Raw genomic sequence first — 19,633 nt, 5'->3', positions numbered from 1 at the left:
AGCAGTCCTCCTGCGACTCGGGGCGGGTGGAACCGGCGGCGTCATACGACGGCGACCGCACCTATACGGCGGGCCAGCCGGGCCAGGGAACGGACGCCCTGCGGTTCGAGGAGCCCGGTTGTGAGGAGACCGGCGGCCTCGTCGGCCAAGGCGGCGATCCGGGTCTCCACCGCCTGCACCGCACCCAGGTCCCGCAACAGCCCGCGGAGGCCGTCGAGCGCCGTCTCGTCCGCATCGGGGTTGCCGAGCGTCGCGCGGATGCGGGCTTCGGCTGCGGGCGAGCCGGACCGCCGGGCCAGTTGCAGCGCCACGGCCGTCAGGTACGTGAGCTTTCCCGAGCGGATGTCGTCGCCTGACGGTTTGCCCGTTTCTGCCGGGTCCCCGTAGACGCCCAGCAAGTCGTCACGGAGCTGGAAGGCCAGGCCGATCCGGCGGCCGAACTCGTGCAGGACCTCGGTCGTGCGGTCGTCCGCACCGGCGGCGACCGCGCCCACTGCCAGCGGGCGGGCGACGCTGTAGAGGGCGGACTTCAGTTCGGCGGTACGCAGGGCCGCCCTGGGGTCGTCCGAGCGTTCCGCCTGCAGGCGCAGGTCGAGGTGCTGGCCCGCCACCATCTCGGAGCGCATGGCCTGCCACAGCCCTTCGACCTGACGGCGCACCACGTCGCCCAGCGGCACGGTCCTGAGGAGGTCTTCCGCCCACACCAAGGCCAGGTCGCCGGCCAGCACCGCTTGCGCGAATCCATAGGCCGCCGCGTCCCCGGACCAGCCCGCCCGCAGGTGCGCCTCGGTGAACTGCGCGTGCACCGCCGGCCCGCCCCGGCGTGTGTCCGAGCGGTCCATCACGTCGTCGTGGATCAGCGCGCAGGCCTGCAACAGCTCCAGCGCCGCCCCCAGCCGTACCGGGGTCACGACCTCGTCCCGGGCGACCGGCCCACCCGCCGCGAGCCAGCCCCACCACAGGCAGCGTGCGCGCAGCCGGGCGCCACCACGCGACACGAACTCCGTGAGGGTGCCGGCCAAGGTGGCGTCCGCGGGCAGGACACCCGATCCGGTGAGGCGCCGTTCCGCCATGTAGGCGGACAGTTCAGCCTCGACCGCTTCCACCACCTCGGTGTCCGCTCCCGTCTCCGAGCTTCCCACGGCGGCCTCTCGGTCGATGCCCCGGGCGGCCGCGTCCCGCGCGGAGGCGGCTCCCTCTGACGACCGCTCCCCACCTCCGCGGCCTCGGAGCCTCGCGGGGTGATCACGGTCGTTCCCGACTCTGGCACCGGCTCGGCCACCGCGCATCTGCAGCCGTCCGTCCGAACCCGCCAGGGGAGGCGATCAGCCCTCGGCGCCGGTCGGGGCGGGTGGCGTCCCGTCGACCGCGAGGGCCTGTACAGGGCGGTCAGGCGATGGCAGAAGGTGATCAGCCGGAGGAGACGCTGCCGGCCACACCGACGGCCCTGAGCCTCGTATGCCCCGGCCTTCTCCGGTACGACGCGGAACAGGGACGCGTACGGCCGCACGCCCGTCATGCGGGAGTGCGGCCGCTGCCCCGCGTCTCGTCGACCGATCGCCCGGGGGAACCGTGGGGTTCGTGAGGCGGATCAGTTCTCCAGGGCCGCCTGCTTGGCCACCGGGGCCGGCGCGGCCTCGGCGTCGCCCGACGCGGCGCGGGCGGCCGGGATGGCCATGGCGACGAGCGCGGCGACCAGCGCGATGCCGCAGCCGATCACCAGGCCGGTACGGAAGCCGTTCTCGGAGGTGAAGGTGTAGCCGCCCACGGTCGTGGTCATCTGGGAGAGGACGACACCGATCACGGCGGCGCCCACCGAGGTGCCCAGCGAACGCATCAGGGCGTTGAAGCCGTTGGCGGCGGCGGTCTCCGACAACGGGACCGAACCCATGATCAGGGCGGGCATCGATCCGTACGCGAGTCCCACGCCGCTGTTGACGACCATGACCGCCAGCATCAGACCCCAGGCGGAGCCCGTCAGCACCAGCGACAGGCCGTACCCGGCGGCGAGGACCAGGGCGCCGCACATCAGGGTGAACTTGGGGCCGCGGGCATTGGTCAGCTTGCCGCCCAGGGGAGAGACGATCATCATCATGATGCCGCCCGGCAGGAGCCACAGGCCCGCCGCGAGCATGGACTGGCCGAGGCCGTAGCCGGTCGCCTTGGGGAACTGCAGCAACTGCGGGACGACCAGCATCCCGGCGTACATGCCGAAGCCCACGAAGACCGAGGCCAGGTTGGTGATCAGCACCCGGGGCCGGGCCGTGGTCCGCAGGTCGACCAGCGGGTCGCGGGTGCGCAGTTCCCACCAGCCCCAGCCGGCCAGCACGACGACGGCGGCACCGAACAGGCCGAGCGTGGTCGCCGAACCCCAGCCCCAGTCGGCTCCCTTGGAGACGGCGAGCAGCAGGCAGACCAGTCCGACGCCCAGTCCGAGCGCGCCGGGCACGTCGAAGCGCTGGCCCTTGGCGCCGGCGGGAACCTCGGGGATGAAGAACCAGATCAGCACCGCGACGACGGCGGCCAGGCCCGCGGAGCCCCAGAAGAGCACGCGCCAGTCGGCGTACTGGGCGATCGCGGCGGCGATCGGCAGGCCCAGACCGCCGCCGATGCCCATGGAGGCGCTGACCAGGGCGATGGAGGAGCTGAGCTTCTCCGCGGGCACCACGTCACGGAGCAGGGCGATGCCGAGCGGCACCATGCCCATGCCCATGCCCTGCAGACCCCGTCCGACGATCATCGGCGTGACGGAGGACGACAGGGCGCACACCACCGAGCCCGCCACGAGCGGCACCGAGCAGACCACCAGCATGCGCCGCTTGCCCACCAGGTCGCCGAGGCGCCCGAAGACGGGCACGCACACGGCCGCCACCAGAAGGGTGGCGGTGATCACCCAGGCGGCGTTCGAGGACGAGGTGTGCAGGATCTGCGGCAGCTCCGTCAGCAGCGGGGTGACGAGCGTCTGCATGATCGCGGCGGTGATGCCGGCGAGGGCCAGCGTGGCGACCACGCCCCCTGCACGGGCTGTGGGTTGTGGGGCGTTCATGACGGCACTCCTCGCCTGACGGTCCTGCGTTCGGGATCGATGTGCATCGTACATAGGAAGTGCATCACGCACATGATGTGGCTGGTGCACGCGCTGTGCGAGGATGACAGCGGGCGCCGCACACGCACACCGGCGGCCCGGCGGACGGCAGGAGGCGGAAGAGCTATGGGCAGGTCTACCCACGAGGTCGAGTACGAGCAGATGCTCCTCAGCCGCCACGAACTGCTGCGCCACAGGTCCGGCGCCCTGGACCGCAGCGCGTACATCCTCCTCAGCCGCATCCGGGTCCAGGGGCCCATGTCGATCGGCGAGCTGAGCGAGGCCTTCGCGCTCGACGCCTCGACCCTCAACCGGCAGACCGCCGCGGCCATGCGCGCCGGGCTCGTGGAACGCATCCCCGACCCGGAGGGCGGCATGGCGCGCAAGTTCCGCATCACGCCCCAGGGCGCCCGCATGCTGGACGAGGAGCGCGACGCCATCATCGGCGGCCTGGACAAGGTCATGGCCGACTGGCCGGACCAGGACATCGCCGCCTTCGCCTCCTACCTCAGGCGCTTCAACACCGACATCGAACGCCTCGCCGGACGGCCCTGGCCCCGCCCCTGAACCGCCGGGCGCCCGGCCCGCGGGCCGCCAACCCACCTCGTCGGCAGGATATTTGACGGGGCAAGCACTCCTCGATTTACTTGACGTAGCAATCACTTCTGCGACCGGTCCGGCTCGCCCGCGCCGTCACGCGCGGAAGTACCCGTCATTCCTTGGAGGTTGTGCAATGGGACGTCTACTGGGCCGCGCCGCGCTCGTCACCGGTTCGACGAGCGGCATCGGACGTGCGGTCGCGGAAGCCCTGGCACTTGAGGGTGCCACCGTCGTGGTCACCGGGCGCAGCGCGGAGCGCGGTGCCGGGGTCGTCGAGGGGATCACGGCACAGGGGGGCCGGGCGCACTTCGTCCAGGCCGATCTGGCGGCGGGCGGTGCGGAGGTCCGGCGGCTGGCGCAGGAGGCGTCGGCGCTCGCGGGCGGGCCGATCGACATCCTGGTGAACAACGCCGCCTACCTGGTCCCGCCGCAGTCGATGACGGAGGCGACCGAGGAGCAGATCGACGAGGCGCTGGCGGTCAACGTCAAGGTCCCGTTCCTGCTCGCGGCCGCGCTGGTGCCCGCCATGGTGGAGCGCGGCGCCGGATCGGTGATCAACGTGGGGTCGATCAACGGTGTCGTCGGCATGGACTTCGCGGCGCTCTACGGGGCCACCAAGGCCGGTCTGCACTCGCTGACGAAGTCCTGGGCGGTCGAGCTGGCCTCCAAGGGGGTGCGGGTCAACACCGTCGCTCCCGGCCCGACCGTCACCGAGGCCAACGAGGTCTACCGCACCCTGCTGGAGAAGCTCGCCCAGAACTACCCCGCCAAGCGGCCGGGCACCGCCAAGGAGGTCGCCGCCGCGGTGGTCTTCCTCGCCGGCGAGGACGCCGCGCACATCCACGGCGCCACGCTCCCGATCGACGGCGGCGCCCTCGCCCTCTGAGGCGGACACCCAGGCCCCGCCTCCGGCCCGTTCTCCGGCCCCACCTGCGGTTTCGCGCGTGGGGCCGCGTCGTCGCCACAACCTGACGAGCTCTGACTTTCATTATTAAATCCAGATGCTAGCCTGGAACCGCGGACCCCGAAGGGCCGCGTGCTCGAGCCGTGTCCGGTGCCCTGCCGAGAGGGCGTGTCGCAAAGGAAAGCCGTATGGACATCAAGGGATCCGTCGCCCTCGTGACGGGAGCCAACCGAGGGATCGGGCGCGCGTTCGCCCGGGCGCTCCTGGAGCAGGGCGCGGCCAAGGTCTACGCCGGCGTCCGCGACCCGAAGAGCGTGACCGATCCGGACCTCGTCCCGCTGCGGCTGGACGTGACGGACGAGGCGCAGACAGCCGCGGCCGCCGAGGCGGCGGGCGACGTCTCCATCCTGGTCAACAACGCCGGTATCGGAGGCGCGACCACCGGGCTGCTGTCGGGCGGCCTCGACGGCGCACGGCAGGCGATGGAGGTCAACTACTTCGGCACCTGGGCGGTGTCCCGGGCCTTCGCCCCGGTGCTGGCCCGCAACGGCGGCGGGGCGCTGGTGAACATGCTGTCACTGGCCTCCTGGGCCGGGCAGCCGCAGTTCCCCGGCTACGCCGCGTCCAAGGCCGCGCAGTGGTCGCTGACGGACGCCCTGCGCAAGGGCCTGCACGACCAGGGCACCCTGGTCGTCGGTGTGCACTGCGGATTCGTGGACACCGACCTGAGCGCATGGACGGACGCGCCGAAGATCAGCGCCGCCAGCGTTGCGGAACTGACCATGGAGGCCCTGACCCACGACCGGTTCGAGGTCCTCGCCGACGAGCAGACGCGAAGCGTCAAGGCCGCCCTGTCCCAGCCCCCGACGGTGGGGCCCGCAGCCTGATCCGGCCGGCCCCGGTCCCGCCGCGCGGCAGGACCGGGGCCGCATCGGCCAAGCTGACACCTCCTCACCTGGCCGGTTCCGGCGACGAGATGACGCACGCGAACGGCTTGTCAGGGATTCCCTGACGCTCTAGCTTGTCAGGGAATCCCTGACAACCAAGGAGTGAGCCGTGCCCCCCTCTGGCATCCAGGACGCATTCACCCGGTGCTCCTTCTGCGGCAAGCCGGACCGCGAGGTCGAGAAGCTGGTCGCGGGCGCCGGCGTGCAGATCTGCAACGAATGCGTGGCGCTGTCCGCATCGATCATCGACGGAAGCCTGGGCACCCCGCCGGGAGCTCCCCTGCCGCTCTGGGCATCGCTGACCGACGCGGAGATGCTGGGCCACATCCCGCGCGTCGCCGCGCACATCGACCGGGCCGAGGCCGATCTGCGCTCATGGGTGCAGGAACTGCGGCGCCGCGGTGTCACCTGGACCCGGATCGGCGAAGCCCTCGGGATCGCCCGGCAGTCCGCGTGGGAACGGTTCTCCGGCGAGGAGTGACCGGCGCCGCCCCCTCCTGCCCGACCACGCGACGACCGGCGCGTTCGGAATAGAACGCTCCGGATGAACGTAATAAGGATGTAAAAGTCGCTGGTCAAGAGCACGCCGTCCGCAGGGGTGGGGTGCAGGTCGCCTGGGAGGCAGGAGTGGGCATACGGCGGACGACCCTTCCGGGCATCGGCACGCAGTACGACGTGACCACGCGCACCGGGCGGAACCTGTCGGTGGTGGTCCACCAGGACGGCCGGAGGTTCCTCGGCTTCTACGAGGCCGACGATCCCGACGCGTGCGGGATGTCGGTCCCACTGGAAGCCGACGAGGCCGCCGGGCTGGCACGGTTGCTGGACCCGACACCGCTGGAGGCGGTGCGGACGGAGGGCATCGGGCTGGTCACCGAACAGATCCCGGTGGACTCCAGGTCGCCGTACGCGGGGCGCCCGTTGGGTGACACCGCGCCCGGACGCTGACCGGGGCCTCCGTCGTGGCCGTGATGCGCCGGACCACCGCGCACCCCTCCGTCGTGGCCGTGATGCGCCGGACCACCGCGCACCCCTCCCCCGGGCCGGACTTCCGGCTGGCGATCGGGGACACGCTCGTGGTGGTCGGCACGCGTGAGGGCGTGGACGCACTGGCCGCGATCGTGGCGGGGCGGTGACGATGCACGACACCACCGCGCTGCTCATCGAGCTCGGCGCCGTCATCCTCGGGCTGGGCCTCATCGGGCGCTTCGCCGGCCGGATGGGGCTGTCGCCCGTGCCGCTCTACCTGCTGGCCGGACTGGCCTTCGGGCACGGCGGCATCGTGCCGCTGTCGGCGAGCGAGGACTTCATCTCCGTGGGGGCCGAGATCGGCGTGGTCCTGCTGCTCCTGCTGCTCGGCCTGGAGTACAGCGCGTCGGAACTGGTCACCAATCTGCGCGCGCAGTACCCGTCGGGGGTCGTGGACTTCGTCCTCAACGCGGTACCCGGCGCGGTGGCGGCGCTGTTGCTGGGATGGGGGCCGGTGGCCGCCGTCGCGCTGGCCGGGGTCACCTGGATCTCCTCGTCCGGTGTCATCGCGAAGGTGCTCACCGACCTCGGCCGGCTCGGCAACCGCGAGACGCCCGTGGTGCTCGGCGTCCTCGTCATCGAGGACCTGGCCATGGCGGTCTACCTGCCGCTGCTGACCACCCTGCTGGCGGGCCTGGGCCTGGCTGCCGGAGGCGTGACGCTGGCGATCGCCCTCGGCACCGTGGGCACGGTGCTGTACCTGGCGCTGCGCCACGGCCGGCTGCTCAGCAAGGCGGTCTCCTCCGACAACCCCGAGATGCTCCTGCTGGTCGTGCTCGGCCTGGCGCTGGTGGTGGCGGGCATCACCCAGAAACTGCAGGTGTCGGCGGCCGTCGGGGCGTTCCTGGTGGGCATCGCCCTGTCCGGTGAGGTTGCGGCGGGAGCGGGACGTCTGCTGACGCCGTTGCGCGATCTGTTCGCCGCCGTCTTCTTCGTGTTCTTCGGGCTGTCCACCGATCCGGCGGCGATCCCGCCCGTGCTGCTCCCGGCGCTGGCCCTGGCGCTGGTCACCACGGGAACCAAGATCGTCACCGGTTGGTACGCCGCCCGGCGGGCGGGCATCCACGCGCGGGGCAGGCTGCGGGCGGGTGGCGCGCTCGTCGCACGCGGGGAGTTCTCCATCGTCATCGCGGGCCTCGCCGTCGCCACGCAGCCCCGTATCGGCCCCCTGGCCACCGCGTACGTCCTGATCCTGGTCGTCGTCGGGCCCCTGGCGGCCCGCTACACCGAACCCGCGGTCACCGCGCTCGGCCGGCGGCTGCGGCGTGACGCCTTCGCGCAGCCGCTGCCGGGGGCCGTCGAGGCGTTCGAGGTGACGCCCCCCGAGGACTCCCCCGCCCGGCGGTGACGGCGGTCATCTCCGTCGGAGATGACGGATATCGTGATGCATCTTCCTCACCGGGGAAGCAATCCTCCGGTGCGGGCGCTGCAGCATTCGTCCGAGCGGCGCGAGGGGTTGCTCGGTCGCCACTCCACCCGCCCGAACCGCACCACCGGTTCCCGACACGAGGAGGTCCTCGTGTCCGCTCCCCGCACGACCAGGTCCGTGCGTCGTCCGGCGCCCGCCGGGGCCGCCCACGGCGTTCCGGGATGGCTGGTCGGGCTGCTGGCCGTCGCCTCCGGGTTGACCGTCGCCAACCTCTACTACGCCCAGCCGCTCCTGGCGTCGCTGAGCACGATCTTCCACCTCGGTCCGGCAGCGGCCGGCACTTTGATCACGGTGACGCAGGTCGGCTACGTGGTCGGCATGGTCTTCCTGGTCCCGCTCGGCGACCGGCTGGAGAAGCGCCGGCTGGTCACCGCGCTGCTGACCGTCACCACGGTCTCCTTGGTGGTGGCGGGTTTCGCCACGAGCTTCCCGATGCTGCTCGTCGCGTCCCTGGTCAGCGGTGCCACCTCCGTCGTCGCGCAGATCCTGGTGCCGTTCGCGGCGGGCCTCGCGCCCGACCGCGCCCGCGGCCGCATCGTCGGGCGGGTGATGAGCGGACTGCTCGCCGGGATCCTGTTGTCCCGCACCGTCAGCAGCCTGGTCTCCGACCTCGCGGGCTGGCGCTACGTCTACCTCGGCTCCGCGGTCCTGATGGCGCTCCTGGCCCTGGCGCTGCGCGCCGCCCTGCCACAGCACGCCCCGACGACCTCCCTGTCGTACGGGCGGGTCCTGCGTTCGACGGTGCAGTTGGTGCGGACACATCCTGCGTTGCGACGCCGGGGGCTGTACCAGGCGGCCATGTTCGGCGCGTTCAGCGTCTTCTGGACCCCCGTCTCCTTCCTCCTCACCGGCCCGTTCCACTACTCGCCGATCGGTGTCGCGGTCTTCGCGCTCGTGGGCGCGGCGGGTGCCGCGGTGGCACCGCTGGCGGGCCGCTGGGCGGACCGCGGCCTCGTCCGCCCGGTCACGGGGACCGCCCTCGGCGTCGCCGCCGTGGCCTTCGCCGTCGCGGGCTTCGGGCAGCACAGCATCATCCTGATCGCCTTCGCCGCGGTCCTCATCGACATGGCCGTGCAGACCTCGCTCATCCTCGGGCAGCACACGATCTACCAGCTCGACGCCGCCGCGCGGTCGCGGCTGAACAGCGCCTTCATCGCGATCTTCTTCGTGGGAGGCGCGCTCGGTTCGCAACTCGGGGCACTGGCCTACCACGCGGACGGCTGGAGGGCGGTCAGCGTCCTCGGGGCCGCTCTGCCCCTGATCGGCCTCGGCTACTGGGCGACGGAGCGTCGCGCCGCCCGCAAGAGCGCGGAGGCCGCGACCGCGCAGGCCCCCTCCCGGTAACGGGTCCGGCAGACTCCACGAGATGACCAATCGTCAGGCGGGGCCTACGGGTCCTTGGTTCGCAGTCACGAAGCTGCGGAGTTCCCTGCGTGTCCGTGCCATGCCGGCCGACCCTGGTGATGAGTTGTCGCGCCCGCACCCGTCACATCTACGTGGGACACGACGAGACCGAAGGATGACGTGATGAGTGCGGACACGCGGTTGGAGGAGCTGGGCGGGAGCGGTCTCGGCGAGGTCGACGGGCCGGCGTTCTCGGGGCTGGCGGAGCGGCACCGGCGGGAGCTGCACGTGCACTGCTACCGGATGCTCGGCTCGTTCGAGGACGCCGAGGACACCGTGCAGGAGACGCTCCTCCGTGCCTGGCGGCGGCGGGAGACCTTCGAGGGGCGGTCGACGTTCCGCGCCTGGCTGTACCGGATCGCCACCAACGCCTGCCTGGACCTGCTCGCCAAGCGCCGCCCGGAGCCCGCGACCGGCGGCGAGGTGCTGTGGTTGCAGCCCTACCCGGACCGGCTGCTCGACGAGTTGCCCGCGGCCGACGCCGACGAGCCGGAGAGCGTCGCCGTCGCGCGGGAGACGATCGAGCTGGCGTACCTCGTCGCCGTCCAGCACCTCGCGCCGCGCCCGCGCGCCGTACTCATCCTGCGCGACGTGCTCGGCTGGCCGGCGAAGGACGTCGCGGAACTCCTCGGCGACTCCGTCAACTCCGTCAACAGCGCGCTGCAACGGGCCCGCGCCGGCATGCGGGAGCACCTGCCCGCCGAGCGGCAGGACTGGAGCGGCGGCGCTGAGGACTCCGGGACGCGCGAGCTGGTACGTCGCTTCACCGACGCCAGCGTGGCCACGGACGTCGACCGGCTCGCCGGCATGCTGCGTGACGACGTCCGCTGCTCGATGCCGCCGACGCCGGGCCTGTCCCTGGGCCGCGACGCGGTGGTGACCGGCTGGGTCGCGGACGGCTTCGAAGGCATGCAGGGTCTGCGCGGCGTCCCCACGTCGGTGAACCGGCAACCCGCCGTCGCCTTCTACCTCTGGAACGAGCGCGAGGGCGCCTACCTGCCGTTGACGCTCGACGTCCTGCGCTTCACCGGCGGGGTGATCACCGAGATCGTCGTCTTCCACGCCGACCGGTTCCCGCGGCTCGGGCTTCCGGAGCGCCTGCCGGCGGACGGCACGGAGTAGCCCCGGTGCGGACGCTCGCGCTGCGCGGTGGCGCTCGTGTCACGGTGGTCGCCGCGCAATGGTGCGACGCCGGGTTCTGGCTTCGCGGCACCGGCGTCCGCTCCCTGCGCGACCCCGGCCGTCGCACGGCGAGGGTGCGCAGCGTCACCCCCAAGGCCAGGACCGTCACATGCCGGTCACCACACCCCGTACGCCCGTTACCGGATGACGGAGGAACGACATGAACACCATGAAGGGCACCGGGGTCGTCGCAGGCCCGGCATCGGGCCGGACCAGCCACACCCACCGACTCCGCAGGCTCGCCGGCACCGGCTTCATCGCCACGCTCGCAGCGATGGTGGCCACCACCCTCGCCGCTGCGCTTGCCCAGGCCGCCGGCGTCGGCTTCGAGGTCCCCGATGGTGGCGAGACGATCCCGTTGCCCGGGTTCGCCGTGGTGACCGGCCTCTTCTCGGTCGTGGGCGTCGTCATTGCCGTCGCTCTTCTTCGCTGGAGCGCTCACCCCGCCAGGCGATTCGTGTGGACGGCGGTGTCGCTGACCGCGATCTCGCTGGTCCCGCCCCTCCTGTCCGGGGCGGACACGGCCACCACCACCGCCCTCATCGGGCTGCACCTCGTCCCTGCGACGGTGATGATCCCCACCCTGGTGCGGAGCCTCCGTACCCGGACCGATTGACGATTCCGCAACCGAGCGACGCGCTGCGCCAGGGCGTGCGCGAGCGCACCAAGGTGGGTCGAACAGGTTCACGGCGCACCCCGGCGATCACCCCCACGTGGCCTGCTCTCCGCGTACGATCACTCGATGGCCGACATGACCGAAACCACGCCCGGCTGGCTGTCTCCGGACGACCTGGAGCTGACCCGCGCACGCATGCCGATCCTGTACGTCGACGCCGTGCCCGTGCGGGTCGACGACAGCGGGGAGGTGACACACATCGGTCTGCTCCTGCGCATCGGACCGGACGGGAACGTCAGCCGCGCCCTCGTCTCCGGGCGGGTGCTCCACCACGAGCGTGTCCGCGAGGCGCTCATCCGCCACCTGGAGAAGGACCTCGGGCCCATGGCCCTGCCCCGCATCCCGGTCTCGCCGCAGCCCTTCACCATCGCCGAGTACTTCCCGACACAGGGTGTGACGCCCTTCCACGACCCCCGGCAGCACGCGGTGTCCCTGGCCTACGTCGTCCCCGTGGCGGGCGACTGCCACCCCCGGCAGGACGCCCTCGACCTGGTGTGGTTCACCCCGCAGGAGGCGTCCTCGCCGCAGTTGCAGCAGGAGATGCAGGGCGGGCAGGGCGTCCTGCTCCGGCAGGCCCTCGCCCACGTCGGCTGCCTCACCTGAGCTCTGTGGCGGCCCGGGCGGTCCACTGCCCGCGCCGCCACACGCACGAGGGACCACCGCGCGGGTACGGGCACGCTCCAGCGGGTACGGGCACGCTCAAGGGGGGCCGGCACCGGTTGCCGGCACACACCGATCCGCGCGGGCCCCGGCCGCCGCCCGGCCACAGGAGCCCCGTCCGGGAGGCACCCTGATGAAGCTGTCGTTCCTGCAACCGCTGTTCGACCGGCCGGGCCCGTGGGCGAGCGCCTACCTGGACACCTCCCGGGACGTCGCGGATCCCGACCGCGTCATCGCACGGCGCTGGCGGCACCTGCGTGACGACCTCACCGCCCACGGCGCCGACCCGGCCACCGTCCACGCCCTGCACGCCGCTGTGGGCATGGACGACAACCTGCCCGGTCGGCACGGCCAGGCCCTGTTCGCCACCCGTGGGGAACTCGTCCTCGCCGCGGAGCTGCCCGAACCGCCCGTGCACGACACCGCCGACCTCGACGACCTGCCCGACGCCCTGCCCCTGGTGGTGCAGCGCGCCCCGGACCTTCCCTACCTGGCCGTGTTCGTCGGCCGCACCGAGGACGGCGGCGGCATCCAGGTCGCCGCCCAGACCGAGCGCTGGCCGGCTGGACGTATCGACACGGATCCGGCCGTCCGGCAGACCGTCCCGGCGGAGGACTGGCAGCGCACCGCCCCCCGTCTCGCCGGGGACCTGACCGACCTCGCCGACCGCGGCGCCGCCGAGGTGCTCGTGCTGGGCCGGGATCCCGGTGATCCCCGGACCGCCGGTGTCCTGGTCGACCACATGCCGGAACGCCTGGGGAACGCCCTCGTCACGGTCGGCACCGGCAACCCCGGCGGCGCTCCCGACCGGGCCCTGCTGGAGGAGCACCTCGCCCGCGAGCTCGGCGGCCGCCTCAACGCCGCCGACCAGGCCCGCCTCGAGGCGTATCTGATGCAGCGCGCCCAGAACCGCACCGCCTGCGAGGGCACCGGAGCCGTCGTCGCGGCGCTGGGGCGCGCGGACGCCGAGGCCGTCCTGGTCAACGATCCCCCGCCGCTCCCCGGGCACCTGCCGGCAGGGCCCGGCGAACCCGCCGGAGCGGCCCTGCTGCGTGCCGCGGCGTGCACCGGTGCCGAGCTGGTGGTCGTGCCCCGCGGCACCCTCGCCCTGGACGACGGGGTCGGTGTCCTGCTACGCCGACGCGCCCCCGGCGCGTAGCCCCCGGCCTGCGGAATCGTCGGTGACCCGCCCGTGTTGTACCTGCAGGTACAACGAGAGGGATGGGATGGATACCGTCGACGCAGGGCAGCGGCCGGGCCGGCAGTCCCTGCCGGCCCAAACAGAAAGCTGGGCGCTCACCTACCGGCCCGAAGCCCCCGCAGAAGCCCGCAAACTCACCAAGGAAGCCCTGCACCGCTGGCAGGTGCCGGCAGCCACTGCGGACGAGATCCTGCTGGTCGTCTCGGAACTCGTCACCAACGCCTTCGAATACGCCCGGCCGCCCGTCGTGCTCCACCTGGACCGCGACCGCAGCACCGGGCAGGTCCGCGTGGAGGTCACCGACGGCGGACCGGCCGCCTCCGTCGGGGAATGGGCCGCCAGCTGCGGCGACTGCGAACACGGCCGGGGCCTGACCATCGTGGACCAGGTGGCCTCGGCGCACGGCGACCGCTGGGAGACCGGCCGCGCCGTCCACTGGGCCGAACTCGCTCCCGCCGCCTGACGCGGCGGCGTCGTACGGCGCGGGGTCCGGCCGGAGCCCGCGCCCGCGTACGCAGGAGGCGACCGCCCCGGTACCGGGCCCTCAGCCCTGCGCGGTGGGGCGTACGACGAGTTCGTTCACGTCGACGTCCGCGGGCCGGTCGATGGCGAAGGCGATGGCGTCGGCGATGGCGGACGCCGGGATCGCCAACTGCTCGGCGGCCGCGTGGGCGGCGGCCCGGGCCTCCTCGGAGCCGCCGCGCCCGGTCAGCTCGCTCCGGGTGAAGCCGGGGCTGACGACCGTGACACGGACGTCCCTGCTCTCCTGGCGCAGCCCCTCGGAGAGCGCGGCGACGGCGAACTTGGTGGCGCTGTAGACCGCCGCCGTCGGGTCGACCCGGTGGCCGGACACGGACGAGACGTTGACGATGTGCCCGCCGCCCTGCCTGCGCATGACGGGGAGTACGGCCGCGATGCCGTAGAGCACCCCCCGCAGGTTGACGTCGATCATCTGCTCCCACTCCTCGACGCGCAGGTCGGCGACCGGCGACAGCGGCATCACCCCGGCGTTGTTGACCAGCACGTCGATGCGGCCGTACTCCTCCATCGCCGCGGCGGCGAAGTCGCGCACCGAGTCGCGGCTGGTGACGTCCAGCTCGCGGTACGCGACCGATGCGCCTGCGGCACGCAGTTCCCCGGCGAGCGCGGCCAGCCGCCCGGTGCGCCGGGCCCCGAGGAGCACAGCGTGCCCCTGCGCCGCCAGCCGGCGGGCGGTCGCCTCGCCGATGCCGCTGCTGGCTCCGGTGATCAGGACGGTCTTGGGATTCGTGGACATGGTCGTTCTCGCTTCGCAAAGGTGTCGGGGCGGCGCCTCGCCGCGTGCTCCATCCGACAGCCCGCGCGACGGAGGAGGAAGGGTGCGTGTACCTGGGTGCCGCACACCCAGGCAGTGCAGGCCGCCGGCCCGTACGCCCGGACCGGTGGCCGCCCGCGGGCACCGTTAGCATCGGTGGCATGAAGCCCCCGCGCGAGAACGAGCTCGGCGCGTTCCTGCGCGCGAGCCGGGCGCGCGTGGAACCGGCCGAGGCCGGGCTGGCCGCCGGAGGCTCCGGGCGGCGCGTCCGCGGGCTGCGGCGTGAAGAGGTCGCGGTGCTCTCCGGGGTGAGCGCGGACTACTACGCCCGCCTCGAGCAGGGCCGCGAGCGCAACCCTTCCGCACAGGTCGTCGACGCCATCGGCAGGGCGCTGCGGCTCACCCCGGATGCCCGCGGGCACCTCCACCAGCTGGCAGGACTGGCTCCCCGGCTCACGGCGGACCGCCCGAGCGAGCAGGTGCACCCCTCCCTCCTGCAACTGCTCGGGGCGTTCCCGCGCGCCGCGGCCTACGTGCTCGGCCCGGCCTTCGACGTCCTCGCCGCGAACCCGGTCGCCGACGCGCTGCTCTCGCCGTTCGGGGACGAACGGAACATGCCCCGCATCCTGTTCACCCACCCCCGCGGCGGGGAGGTGTTCACGGACCGGGAGCTGCTGCGGCGCAGCACCGTGTACGCGCTGCGCCTCAACGCCGGGCGGTTCCCGGCAGACCCGGACATCGCCGGCCTGGTCGCGGAACTGGCCGGGACCTCGCCGGAGTTCCGCGCGCTGTGGGACGACCACACGGTGGGCAGCCTGCCCCGGGCCTTCAAGGTGTTCGTCCACCCGGTGCTGGGGCGTGTCGAGCTCACGTACCAGACCTTCGACGTGGTCGACGCCCCGGGACAGCTCCTGCACGTGGGGACCCCTGAGCCGGGGAGCCCGAGCGAGGCGGCGCTGGCCTCCCTCGGGCCGCCCGGCGAGCCCGGCTGACCGGCCGCGCTCCCGCCCGGTTGCCGGGGCATCGCACCGCTCGCTGGGTGGAAGGGGCCGGCCGTCCCCTCCGCCACCTGACGCCCCGCGTCAGGCGCCCGGGACCAGCTCGCGCAGGATCGCCTGTCCGGCCCCGCGGTGCTGGGCGGCGGCGGACGGATCCGTGGCGTCGAGCACCGCGGCGATCCCCTCGTGGGCCAGCGCCTCCTCGTACCGGTACCCCACCCGCGGGGCGAGGTCGAGCGCCTGCCGGTGCAGCCGCAGGGCCTCCTCCGGCAGACCGGCCAACCGGCAGGTCTCGGCGTAGCCGTTGAGGAAGTGGATCTTCCACTGCTCCTCGAAGAGCTCGTCGAGCAGCGCGAAGGCCTCGCGATGGCTGGCCAGCGCCTCCTCGTAGCGGCCCATCCGTCGCAGGGCGACACCCAGGCAGTTCAGGCACCAGGCCTCGTTGTGCCGGTGCCCGTCCTCACGGGCCAGCGCGAGGGCGTGGTGCAGATGGCCGCAGGCGCGTCCGGGTTCCTCGCGCGCGATGGCCACCCCGAGGGTGATGAGCGCGGTGAGCGCCGGCGGCCACGCGGGGTCGGCGTGCGGGATCTCCAGCGCCTCGCGGGCCAGTCGCGCCGCTTCCTCGCCATGCCCCAGCTGCAGCATGGCCCAGGCCTCGTAGGCGGTGGCGTGGGCCGTGCCCATCGGGCAGTCGGCGTCCGCGTACAGCTTCCCCGCCAGCCGGAACAACTCCAGCGGCTCCTCGACGTACCCCTGGTCCCACCTCAGGTAGCCGCGCCGCATCGCCAGTTCGGCCTCGGCCCGGACGTCCCCCGCCTCCCCCACCAGGGCGGTGGCCGCCTCATACGCGGCACCGGCCTCCGCCATCCGGCCCGCGTTGTGGCGTGCGAAGCCCAGATCGCTGTGCGCCTCCCCGAGTTGCCGCGGGTCGCCCAGCCGCCGGGCGGCGGCCAGCGAGCCCTCGAAGAGGGAGTTGAGCTGTGTGGTGCCGCAGCGCCGGGCGAAGTACGACCTCATGAAGCGCGGCAGTTCGCACACATGGGCGTCGGCACCGGCGGCGAGGGCCGCCTCGAAGGCGGCCAGCAGATTGGTGTACTCGGCGCCGAACCAGGCGAGGGCGGCGTACTTGTCGGTGAACCGCGGCAGCTCCGCAGGGGCCGGGCCCGCACAGGCCTCCCGGCTGCGGGAGAGGAAGGGCATGGTGGCGTCGGCGGCGGCCGCCGCGTGCACGTAGTAGTCGAGCACCCGGCCCCGTGCCCGCTCCCGCTCGGCCGCCGGGTCCTGCTCGGTCGTGGCCCGCAGTGCGTGCCGGTGCACCAGGTCGTGCAGCCGGTAGCGGCCGGGGGCGGGCTGCTGGACCAGGTGGGCGTCGAGTAGGTCCTCGAGCATCACCCGGGTGTCGCGCAGCGGCACGTCCGCGAGGGCGGCCGCGACGTACTCGTCGAAGGTCGAGCCCGGCAGCAGGCTCAGCAGGCGGAACAGGCGGCGCTGGGCACGGTCCAACTGGTTCACCGACATGGCGAACGCGGTGTCGAACTCGCTCGGGCCCTCCGCCATCCGCTCGACGAGGATGCCCACCGTCCAGCCCGGCCGGTGCCTGAGCCGGGCCGCGGCCAGCCGCAGGGCCAGCGGCAGGTTGCCGCACAGCCGCAGCACCTCGGCCGCCGCTTGCGGTTCGCGGGCCAGCCGCCCGTCGGACCCGCCGGGCTCGCCGCTGGCGCGGGCGAGCAGTTCGGTGCTCTCCTGCGGGGTCAGCACGTCCAGCGAGACCGGTGGCACCTCCTCCAGGCCCAGCAGCCGGTTGCGGCTGGTGACCAGGGCGACGGAGGGGCCCGCGCCGGGCAGCAGCGGACGGACCTGGGCGGCGTCCGCGGCGTTGTCCAGGACCACGACGGCGCGCCGGTGCGCCAGTTCCGAGCGCCAGCAGGCGGCCAGTTGCTCGACGCCTTCCTGCGGGATCCTCTCGGAGGGCACGTCGAGCGCCGCGAGGAGCGCCCGCAGCGCGGGGTCGGGGTCGAGCGGCCGCCGGCCCTCGGTGAACCCGTGCAGGTCCAGGTAGAGCTGGGCGTCGGGGTAGTCGGCGGCCAGGCGGTGTGCGGCGTGCACCGCCAGGCAGGTCTTGCCGACACCCGCCATGCCGTCGACGGCGACCACCCTGCTGCTGCCGACCGCAGCGAGCACGGCGGCGAGTTCGTCCGTGCGTCCGGTGAAGTCGGGGGCGTCACGCGGCAGATCGTTGCGGGGCGGCCGCGGGGCCGACGCGAGCGGCGTCGGGGGGTGGACCTGGCGGCTGGTCCTCGGGGGCGCGGGCAGCGGGTTGGAGGCCCGTTCCCACAGGGGCCGCAGCGGGCGCGGGTCGCGTGCGACGAGGCGGCAGAGCGCCACGACGGCGGGCCAGGGCGGCACGGTCCGGCCGGTGAGGTAGCGCGACAGTGACGACGAGCTCAGGCCCGTGTCCCGCGCCAGGGCCCGTACGCCCCGTCCGGACAGCTCCTGGAGCATGAGGAGCCGGGCGGCCAGCTCCTCCGGTGGGTCGGCCTCCGCCGTCCGTTGCTGCGCAACCACCCGTCCCCCGCCTTCCTGTCCCGCCCCCGAAGAACGCCTCCGGGCCGCATCGCCGCTGTACAAGGCCGTTCCGGCTGTCCCACGGTGTCCCACCGCCGTCGTCATGGCAAGTCCGAAGGGCTGTCATGGAGTCACGCCCCGGGGAGCGGGGAACCGAAGCGGAAGAGGGAGAACCATGATGCAGTCCCGTATGCAGAACCCGGCCGCCGTCCTGCCCGGCGCGATGCAGCCCATCCAGGAGCTGATCAAGGCCGTGCACTCCGGTGGGGTGGACGGGCAGACGCTGGAGCTGGTGCATCTGCGGGTCAGTCAGATCAACGGCTGCAGCGCCTGCGTCGACGGCGGCGCGAAGACGGCCCGCAAGGCCGGGGTGAGCGACGAGCGCCTGGCGACGGTCGCCGCATGGCGGGAAGCCCCGTACTTCAGCGAGGAGGAGCGGGCGGCGCTGGCGCTGGCCGAGGCCGCCACACGGCTGGCCGACCGGCCCGAGGCCGTCGGTGACGAGGTGTGGGACGCGGCCGCCACCTACTTCGACGAGAAGCAGCTCGCCGCGATCGTCCTGATGATCGGCGTGACCAACCTGTTCAACCGGCTCAACGCCACGACCCGGCAGATCGCCGGCGCCTGGGGATGAGGCGCGCGCCGTCCGGTCCCGGGCCGCGTCCACGACGCGCCGCCCGGGACCTGCGTGCCCGGCCGCCTGGGCCGTGCCGTCCACGGCGGCAGGGGCCTGAGCCGGGTCCCTCGGGCGGCCGGACCCTGTCACAGCGGCGGGGGCTGTCCGGTCAGGAGGGAGATGGCTCAACTTCTTCCCGCGTCCCACCCGGGCACGACCGATGATTGAACCCTCCCCCTACTGAAGCAGGGGGATTCCTGGCTCAGGAAGCCCCGCAGGTCAGCGACCCGCAAGGTCTTACTCCCTCAACACCAGCCGGGACGGAACCGCCCGGTTGTGTACGGCAAAGCTGAGGTGGCTCGTGCTTGGTTCTCGCAACGCACCGTCGCGCTGGCCTGGTTCTCGCTCAGCACGACACACACACCACCCGCCGGTCTTTCGCCCTGGGGGCGAAACCCTCCTTCCTGCCCTGCTCCGCAGGTGTCCGATTCCTCCCCGGCCTGAAGGCCGGGGCATCCTCGGAGGAACCTGGTGAGGAGGCGCGCCATGCTGCAGATCACCAGGGCCGTGTCGGCGATCGGGGGCACGCGTGGACACGACCAGGAGTACGCCCTCACGCCACGGTGCCCGCACGCGACCGCGTGTCGCGCCACCTCGGCGGACAAGTGGCTGGTGGGGTTCAGGGTCCGCACCCGTGGTCCCGCGGCCACCTGGCTCTACTACGTGGTGGACCATGCGGACGACGCGATCGCCGCGAAGGAGGCGGCCATCACCATGGCCGGTGACGAGATCGACGTCCCGTGCCTGCACGGGCTCGACGGCGTCGGGAGGACGGAGATCCGGCTCATCCACGACGACGGGATCGGACCGCGGCGGCTGCTGCGCTGCCCTTGACCGGGCTCCCGTGGCGGCGGTGTCCTCCGGTGCCGGGAACGCGGCTGCCGGATCCACCGGCCTGGGTCATCGTCTCCTCGGTGGACAGCGGCCGGATCTCACTGACCGATCCGACCAGGGTCGTCTTGCCGACCCCGAAGCCCCCCACG

18 protein-coding genes and 2 pseudogenes are annotated in these 19,633 nt (G+C 73.1%); 15 read left to right on the top strand and 5 right to left on the bottom strand.

Going from position 1 to position 19,633, the window contains the following annotated elements:
• Window positions 1-41: 41 nt before the first annotated feature.
• Both ABZ312_RS27705 and ABZ312_RS27700 read right to left on the bottom strand, forming a co-directional pair.
• Complete coding sequence (locus ABZ312_RS27705) at window positions 42-1,142, bottom strand: polyprenyl synthetase family protein (protein ID WP_500327516.1); 1,101 nt, start codon at window positions 1,140-1,142, stop codon at window positions 42-44.
• 449 nt (window positions 1,143-1,591) lie between these two features.
• Window positions 1,592-3,046 (bottom strand): MFS transporter, encoded by a 1,455-nt coding sequence (locus ABZ312_RS27700; RefSeq protein WP_500327518.1) that lies wholly within the window; start codon window positions 3,044-3,046, stop codon window positions 1,592-1,594.
• Window positions 3,047-3,211: 165 nt separating this feature from the next.
• On the opposite strand from ABZ312_RS27700, the gene ABZ312_RS27695 reads away from it, so the two are divergent.
• From ABZ312_RS27695 to ABZ312_RS27640, 12 genes and pseudogenes are all read left to right on the top strand, one after another.
• Window positions 3,212-3,652: a MarR family winged helix-turn-helix transcriptional regulator gene (locus tag ABZ312_RS27695; RefSeq protein WP_499509010.1), complete on the top strand. Its 441-nt coding sequence runs from the start codon at window positions 3,212-3,214 to the stop codon at window positions 3,650-3,652.
• Window positions 3,653-3,818: 166 nt separating this feature from the next.
• Entirely contained in the window at window positions 3,819-4,571 is a 753-nt protein-coding gene (locus ABZ312_RS27690) for an SDR family NAD(P)-dependent oxidoreductase (RefSeq protein WP_500327519.1), read from the top strand.
• A gap of 206 nt (window positions 4,572-4,777) precedes the next feature.
• On the top strand, window positions 4,778-5,476 hold the full coding sequence (locus tag ABZ312_RS27685) for an SDR family oxidoreductase (protein ID WP_500327520.1): 699 nt from the start codon (window positions 4,778-4,780) through the stop codon (window positions 5,474-5,476).
• A gap of 169 nt (window positions 5,477-5,645) precedes the next feature.
• A complete protein-coding gene (locus tag ABZ312_RS27680) occupies window positions 5,646-6,017 on the top strand; it encodes a ClpX C4-type zinc finger protein (RefSeq protein ID WP_500327522.1) in 372 nt (123 codons plus the stop codon).
• Window positions 6,018-6,163: 146 nt separating this feature from the next.
• A pseudogene (locus ABZ312_RS27675) lies at window positions 6,164-6,672 on the top strand (cation:proton antiporter regulatory subunit).
• A 2-nt stretch (window positions 6,673-6,674) separates the two neighbouring features.
• Window positions 6,675-7,913, top strand: coding sequence for a cation:proton antiporter (locus ABZ312_RS27670; protein ID WP_500327526.1), 1,239 nt, complete (start codon window positions 6,675-6,677; stop codon window positions 7,911-7,913).
• A gap of 171 nt (window positions 7,914-8,084) precedes the next feature.
• The gene (locus tag ABZ312_RS27665; protein WP_500327527.1) at window positions 8,085-9,338 is read left to right on the top strand and encodes an MFS transporter; all 1,254 of its coding nucleotides are present in this window, start codon (window positions 8,085-8,087) and stop codon (window positions 9,336-9,338) included.
• A gap of 183 nt (window positions 9,339-9,521) precedes the next feature.
• Window positions 9,522-10,520: an RNA polymerase subunit sigma-70 gene (locus ABZ312_RS27660; RefSeq protein ID WP_500438983.1), complete on the top strand. Its 999-nt coding sequence runs from the start codon at window positions 9,522-9,524 to the stop codon at window positions 10,518-10,520.
• A gap of 220 nt (window positions 10,521-10,740) precedes the next feature.
• Window positions 10,741-11,196, top strand: a complete 456-nt coding sequence (locus ABZ312_RS27655; RefSeq protein WP_500438982.1) for a DUF6069 family protein — start codon at window positions 10,741-10,743, stop codon at window positions 11,194-11,196.
• A gap of 126 nt (window positions 11,197-11,322) precedes the next feature.
• Entirely contained in the window at window positions 11,323-11,859 is a 537-nt protein-coding gene (locus ABZ312_RS27650) for an NUDIX hydrolase family protein (protein ID WP_499509019.1), read from the top strand.
• A 190-nt stretch (window positions 11,860-12,049) separates the two neighbouring features.
• Window positions 12,050-13,075: a baeRF2 domain-containing protein gene (locus ABZ312_RS27645; protein ID WP_500438981.1), complete on the top strand. Its 1,026-nt coding sequence runs from the start codon at window positions 12,050-12,052 to the stop codon at window positions 13,073-13,075.
• Window positions 13,076-13,142: 67 nt separating this feature from the next.
• Window positions 13,143-13,580: an ATP-binding protein gene (locus ABZ312_RS27640; protein WP_500438980.1), complete on the top strand. Its 438-nt coding sequence runs from the start codon at window positions 13,143-13,145 to the stop codon at window positions 13,578-13,580.
• Between the two features lie 81 nt (window positions 13,581-13,661).
• On the opposite strand, the gene ABZ312_RS27635 is transcribed toward ABZ312_RS27640, so the two are convergent.
• The gene (locus ABZ312_RS27635; RefSeq protein ID WP_500438979.1) at window positions 13,662-14,393 is read right to left on the bottom strand and encodes an SDR family oxidoreductase; all 732 of its coding nucleotides are present in this window, start codon (window positions 14,391-14,393) and stop codon (window positions 13,662-13,664) included.
• A gap of 179 nt (window positions 14,394-14,572) precedes the next feature.
• Between ABZ312_RS27635 and ABZ312_RS27630 the strand changes: the two genes are divergently transcribed.
• Window positions 14,573-15,403 (top strand): helix-turn-helix transcriptional regulator, encoded by an 831-nt coding sequence (locus tag ABZ312_RS27630; RefSeq protein WP_500438978.1) that lies wholly within the window; start codon window positions 14,573-14,575, stop codon window positions 15,401-15,403.
• 90 nt (window positions 15,404-15,493) lie between these two features.
• Here the strand turns inward: ABZ312_RS27630 and ABZ312_RS27625 are convergent, their stop codons facing one another.
• The gene (locus ABZ312_RS27625) at window positions 15,494-17,974 is read right to left on the bottom strand and encodes a helix-turn-helix domain-containing protein (protein WP_500438977.1); all 2,481 of its coding nucleotides are present in this window, start codon (window positions 17,972-17,974) and stop codon (window positions 15,494-15,496) included.
• Window positions 17,975-18,152: 178 nt separating this feature from the next.
• Here ABZ312_RS27625 and ABZ312_RS27620 point away from each other — a divergent pair, with 178 nt between their 5' ends.
• Both ABZ312_RS27620 and ABZ312_RS27615 read left to right on the top strand, forming a co-directional pair.
• Window positions 18,153-18,608 (top strand): carboxymuconolactone decarboxylase family protein, encoded by a 456-nt coding sequence (locus ABZ312_RS27620; RefSeq protein ID WP_500327697.1) that lies wholly within the window; start codon window positions 18,153-18,155, stop codon window positions 18,606-18,608.
• 528 nt (window positions 18,609-19,136) lie between these two features.
• Entirely contained in the window at window positions 19,137-19,484 is a 348-nt protein-coding gene (locus ABZ312_RS27615) for a hypothetical protein (protein ID WP_500327545.1), read from the top strand.
• 55 nt (window positions 19,485-19,539) lie between these two features.
• On the opposite strand, the pseudogene ABZ312_RS27610 reads toward ABZ312_RS27615, so the two are convergent.
• Window positions 19,540-19,632: pseudogene (locus tag ABZ312_RS27610) on the bottom strand (ATP-binding protein); the annotation flags it as partial.
• Window position 19,633: the final 1 nt, after the last annotated feature.

Source organism: Streptomyces sp. NPDC006207, from assembly GCF_040613835.1.
GTDB lineage: Bacteria > Actinomycetota > Actinomycetes > Streptomycetales > Streptomycetaceae > Actinacidiphila.
Note: the sequence above shows the minus strand (reverse complement) of the source record. Positions and strands in the feature narration are given on the sequence as shown.

Excerpts from the sequence above, each read along its gene's own strand:
- ABZ312_RS27695 (WP_499509010.1), top strand. The coding sequence starts at position 3,212 with ATGGGCAGGTCTACCCACGAGGTCGAGTACGAGCAGATGCTCCTCAGC.
- ABZ312_RS27655 (WP_500438982.1), top strand. The coding sequence starts at position 10,741 with ATGAACACCATGAAGGGCACCGGGGTCGTCGCAGGCCCGGCATCGGGC.
- ABZ312_RS27660 (WP_500438983.1), top strand. The coding sequence starts at position 9,522 with ATGAGTGCGGACACGCGGTTGGAGGAGCTGGGCGGGAGCGGTCTCGGC.
- ABZ312_RS27630 (WP_500438978.1), top strand. The coding sequence starts at position 14,573 with ATGAAGCCCCCGCGCGAGAACGAGCTCGGCGCGTTCCTGCGCGCGAGC.
- ABZ312_RS27670 (WP_500327526.1), top strand. The coding sequence starts at position 6,675 with ATGCACGACACCACCGCGCTGCTCATCGAGCTCGGCGCCGTCATCCTC.
- ABZ312_RS27685 (WP_500327520.1), top strand. The coding sequence starts at position 4,778 with ATGGACATCAAGGGATCCGTCGCCCTCGTGACGGGAGCCAACCGAGGG.
- ABZ312_RS27635 (WP_500438979.1), bottom strand. The coding sequence starts at position 14,393 with ATGTCCACGAATCCCAAGACCGTCCTGATCACCGGAGCCAGCAGCGGC.
- ABZ312_RS27645 (WP_500438981.1), top strand. The coding sequence starts at position 12,050 with ATGAAGCTGTCGTTCCTGCAACCGCTGTTCGACCGGCCGGGCCCGTGG.
- ABZ312_RS27690 (WP_500327519.1), top strand. The coding sequence starts at position 3,819 with ATGGGACGTCTACTGGGCCGCGCCGCGCTCGTCACCGGTTCGACGAGC.
- ABZ312_RS27615 (WP_500327545.1), top strand. The coding sequence starts at position 19,137 with ATGCTGCAGATCACCAGGGCCGTGTCGGCGATCGGGGGCACGCGTGGA.
- ABZ312_RS27650 (WP_499509019.1), top strand. The coding sequence starts at position 11,323 with ATGGCCGACATGACCGAAACCACGCCCGGCTGGCTGTCTCCGGACGAC.
- ABZ312_RS27640 (WP_500438980.1), top strand. The coding sequence starts at position 13,143 with ATGGATACCGTCGACGCAGGGCAGCGGCCGGGCCGGCAGTCCCTGCCG.
- ABZ312_RS27620 (WP_500327697.1), top strand. The coding sequence starts at position 18,153 with ATGCAGTCCCGTATGCAGAACCCGGCCGCCGTCCTGCCCGGCGCGATG.
- ABZ312_RS27700 (WP_500327518.1), bottom strand. The coding sequence starts at position 3,046 with ATGAACGCCCCACAACCCACAGCCCGTGCAGGGGGCGTGGTCGCCACG.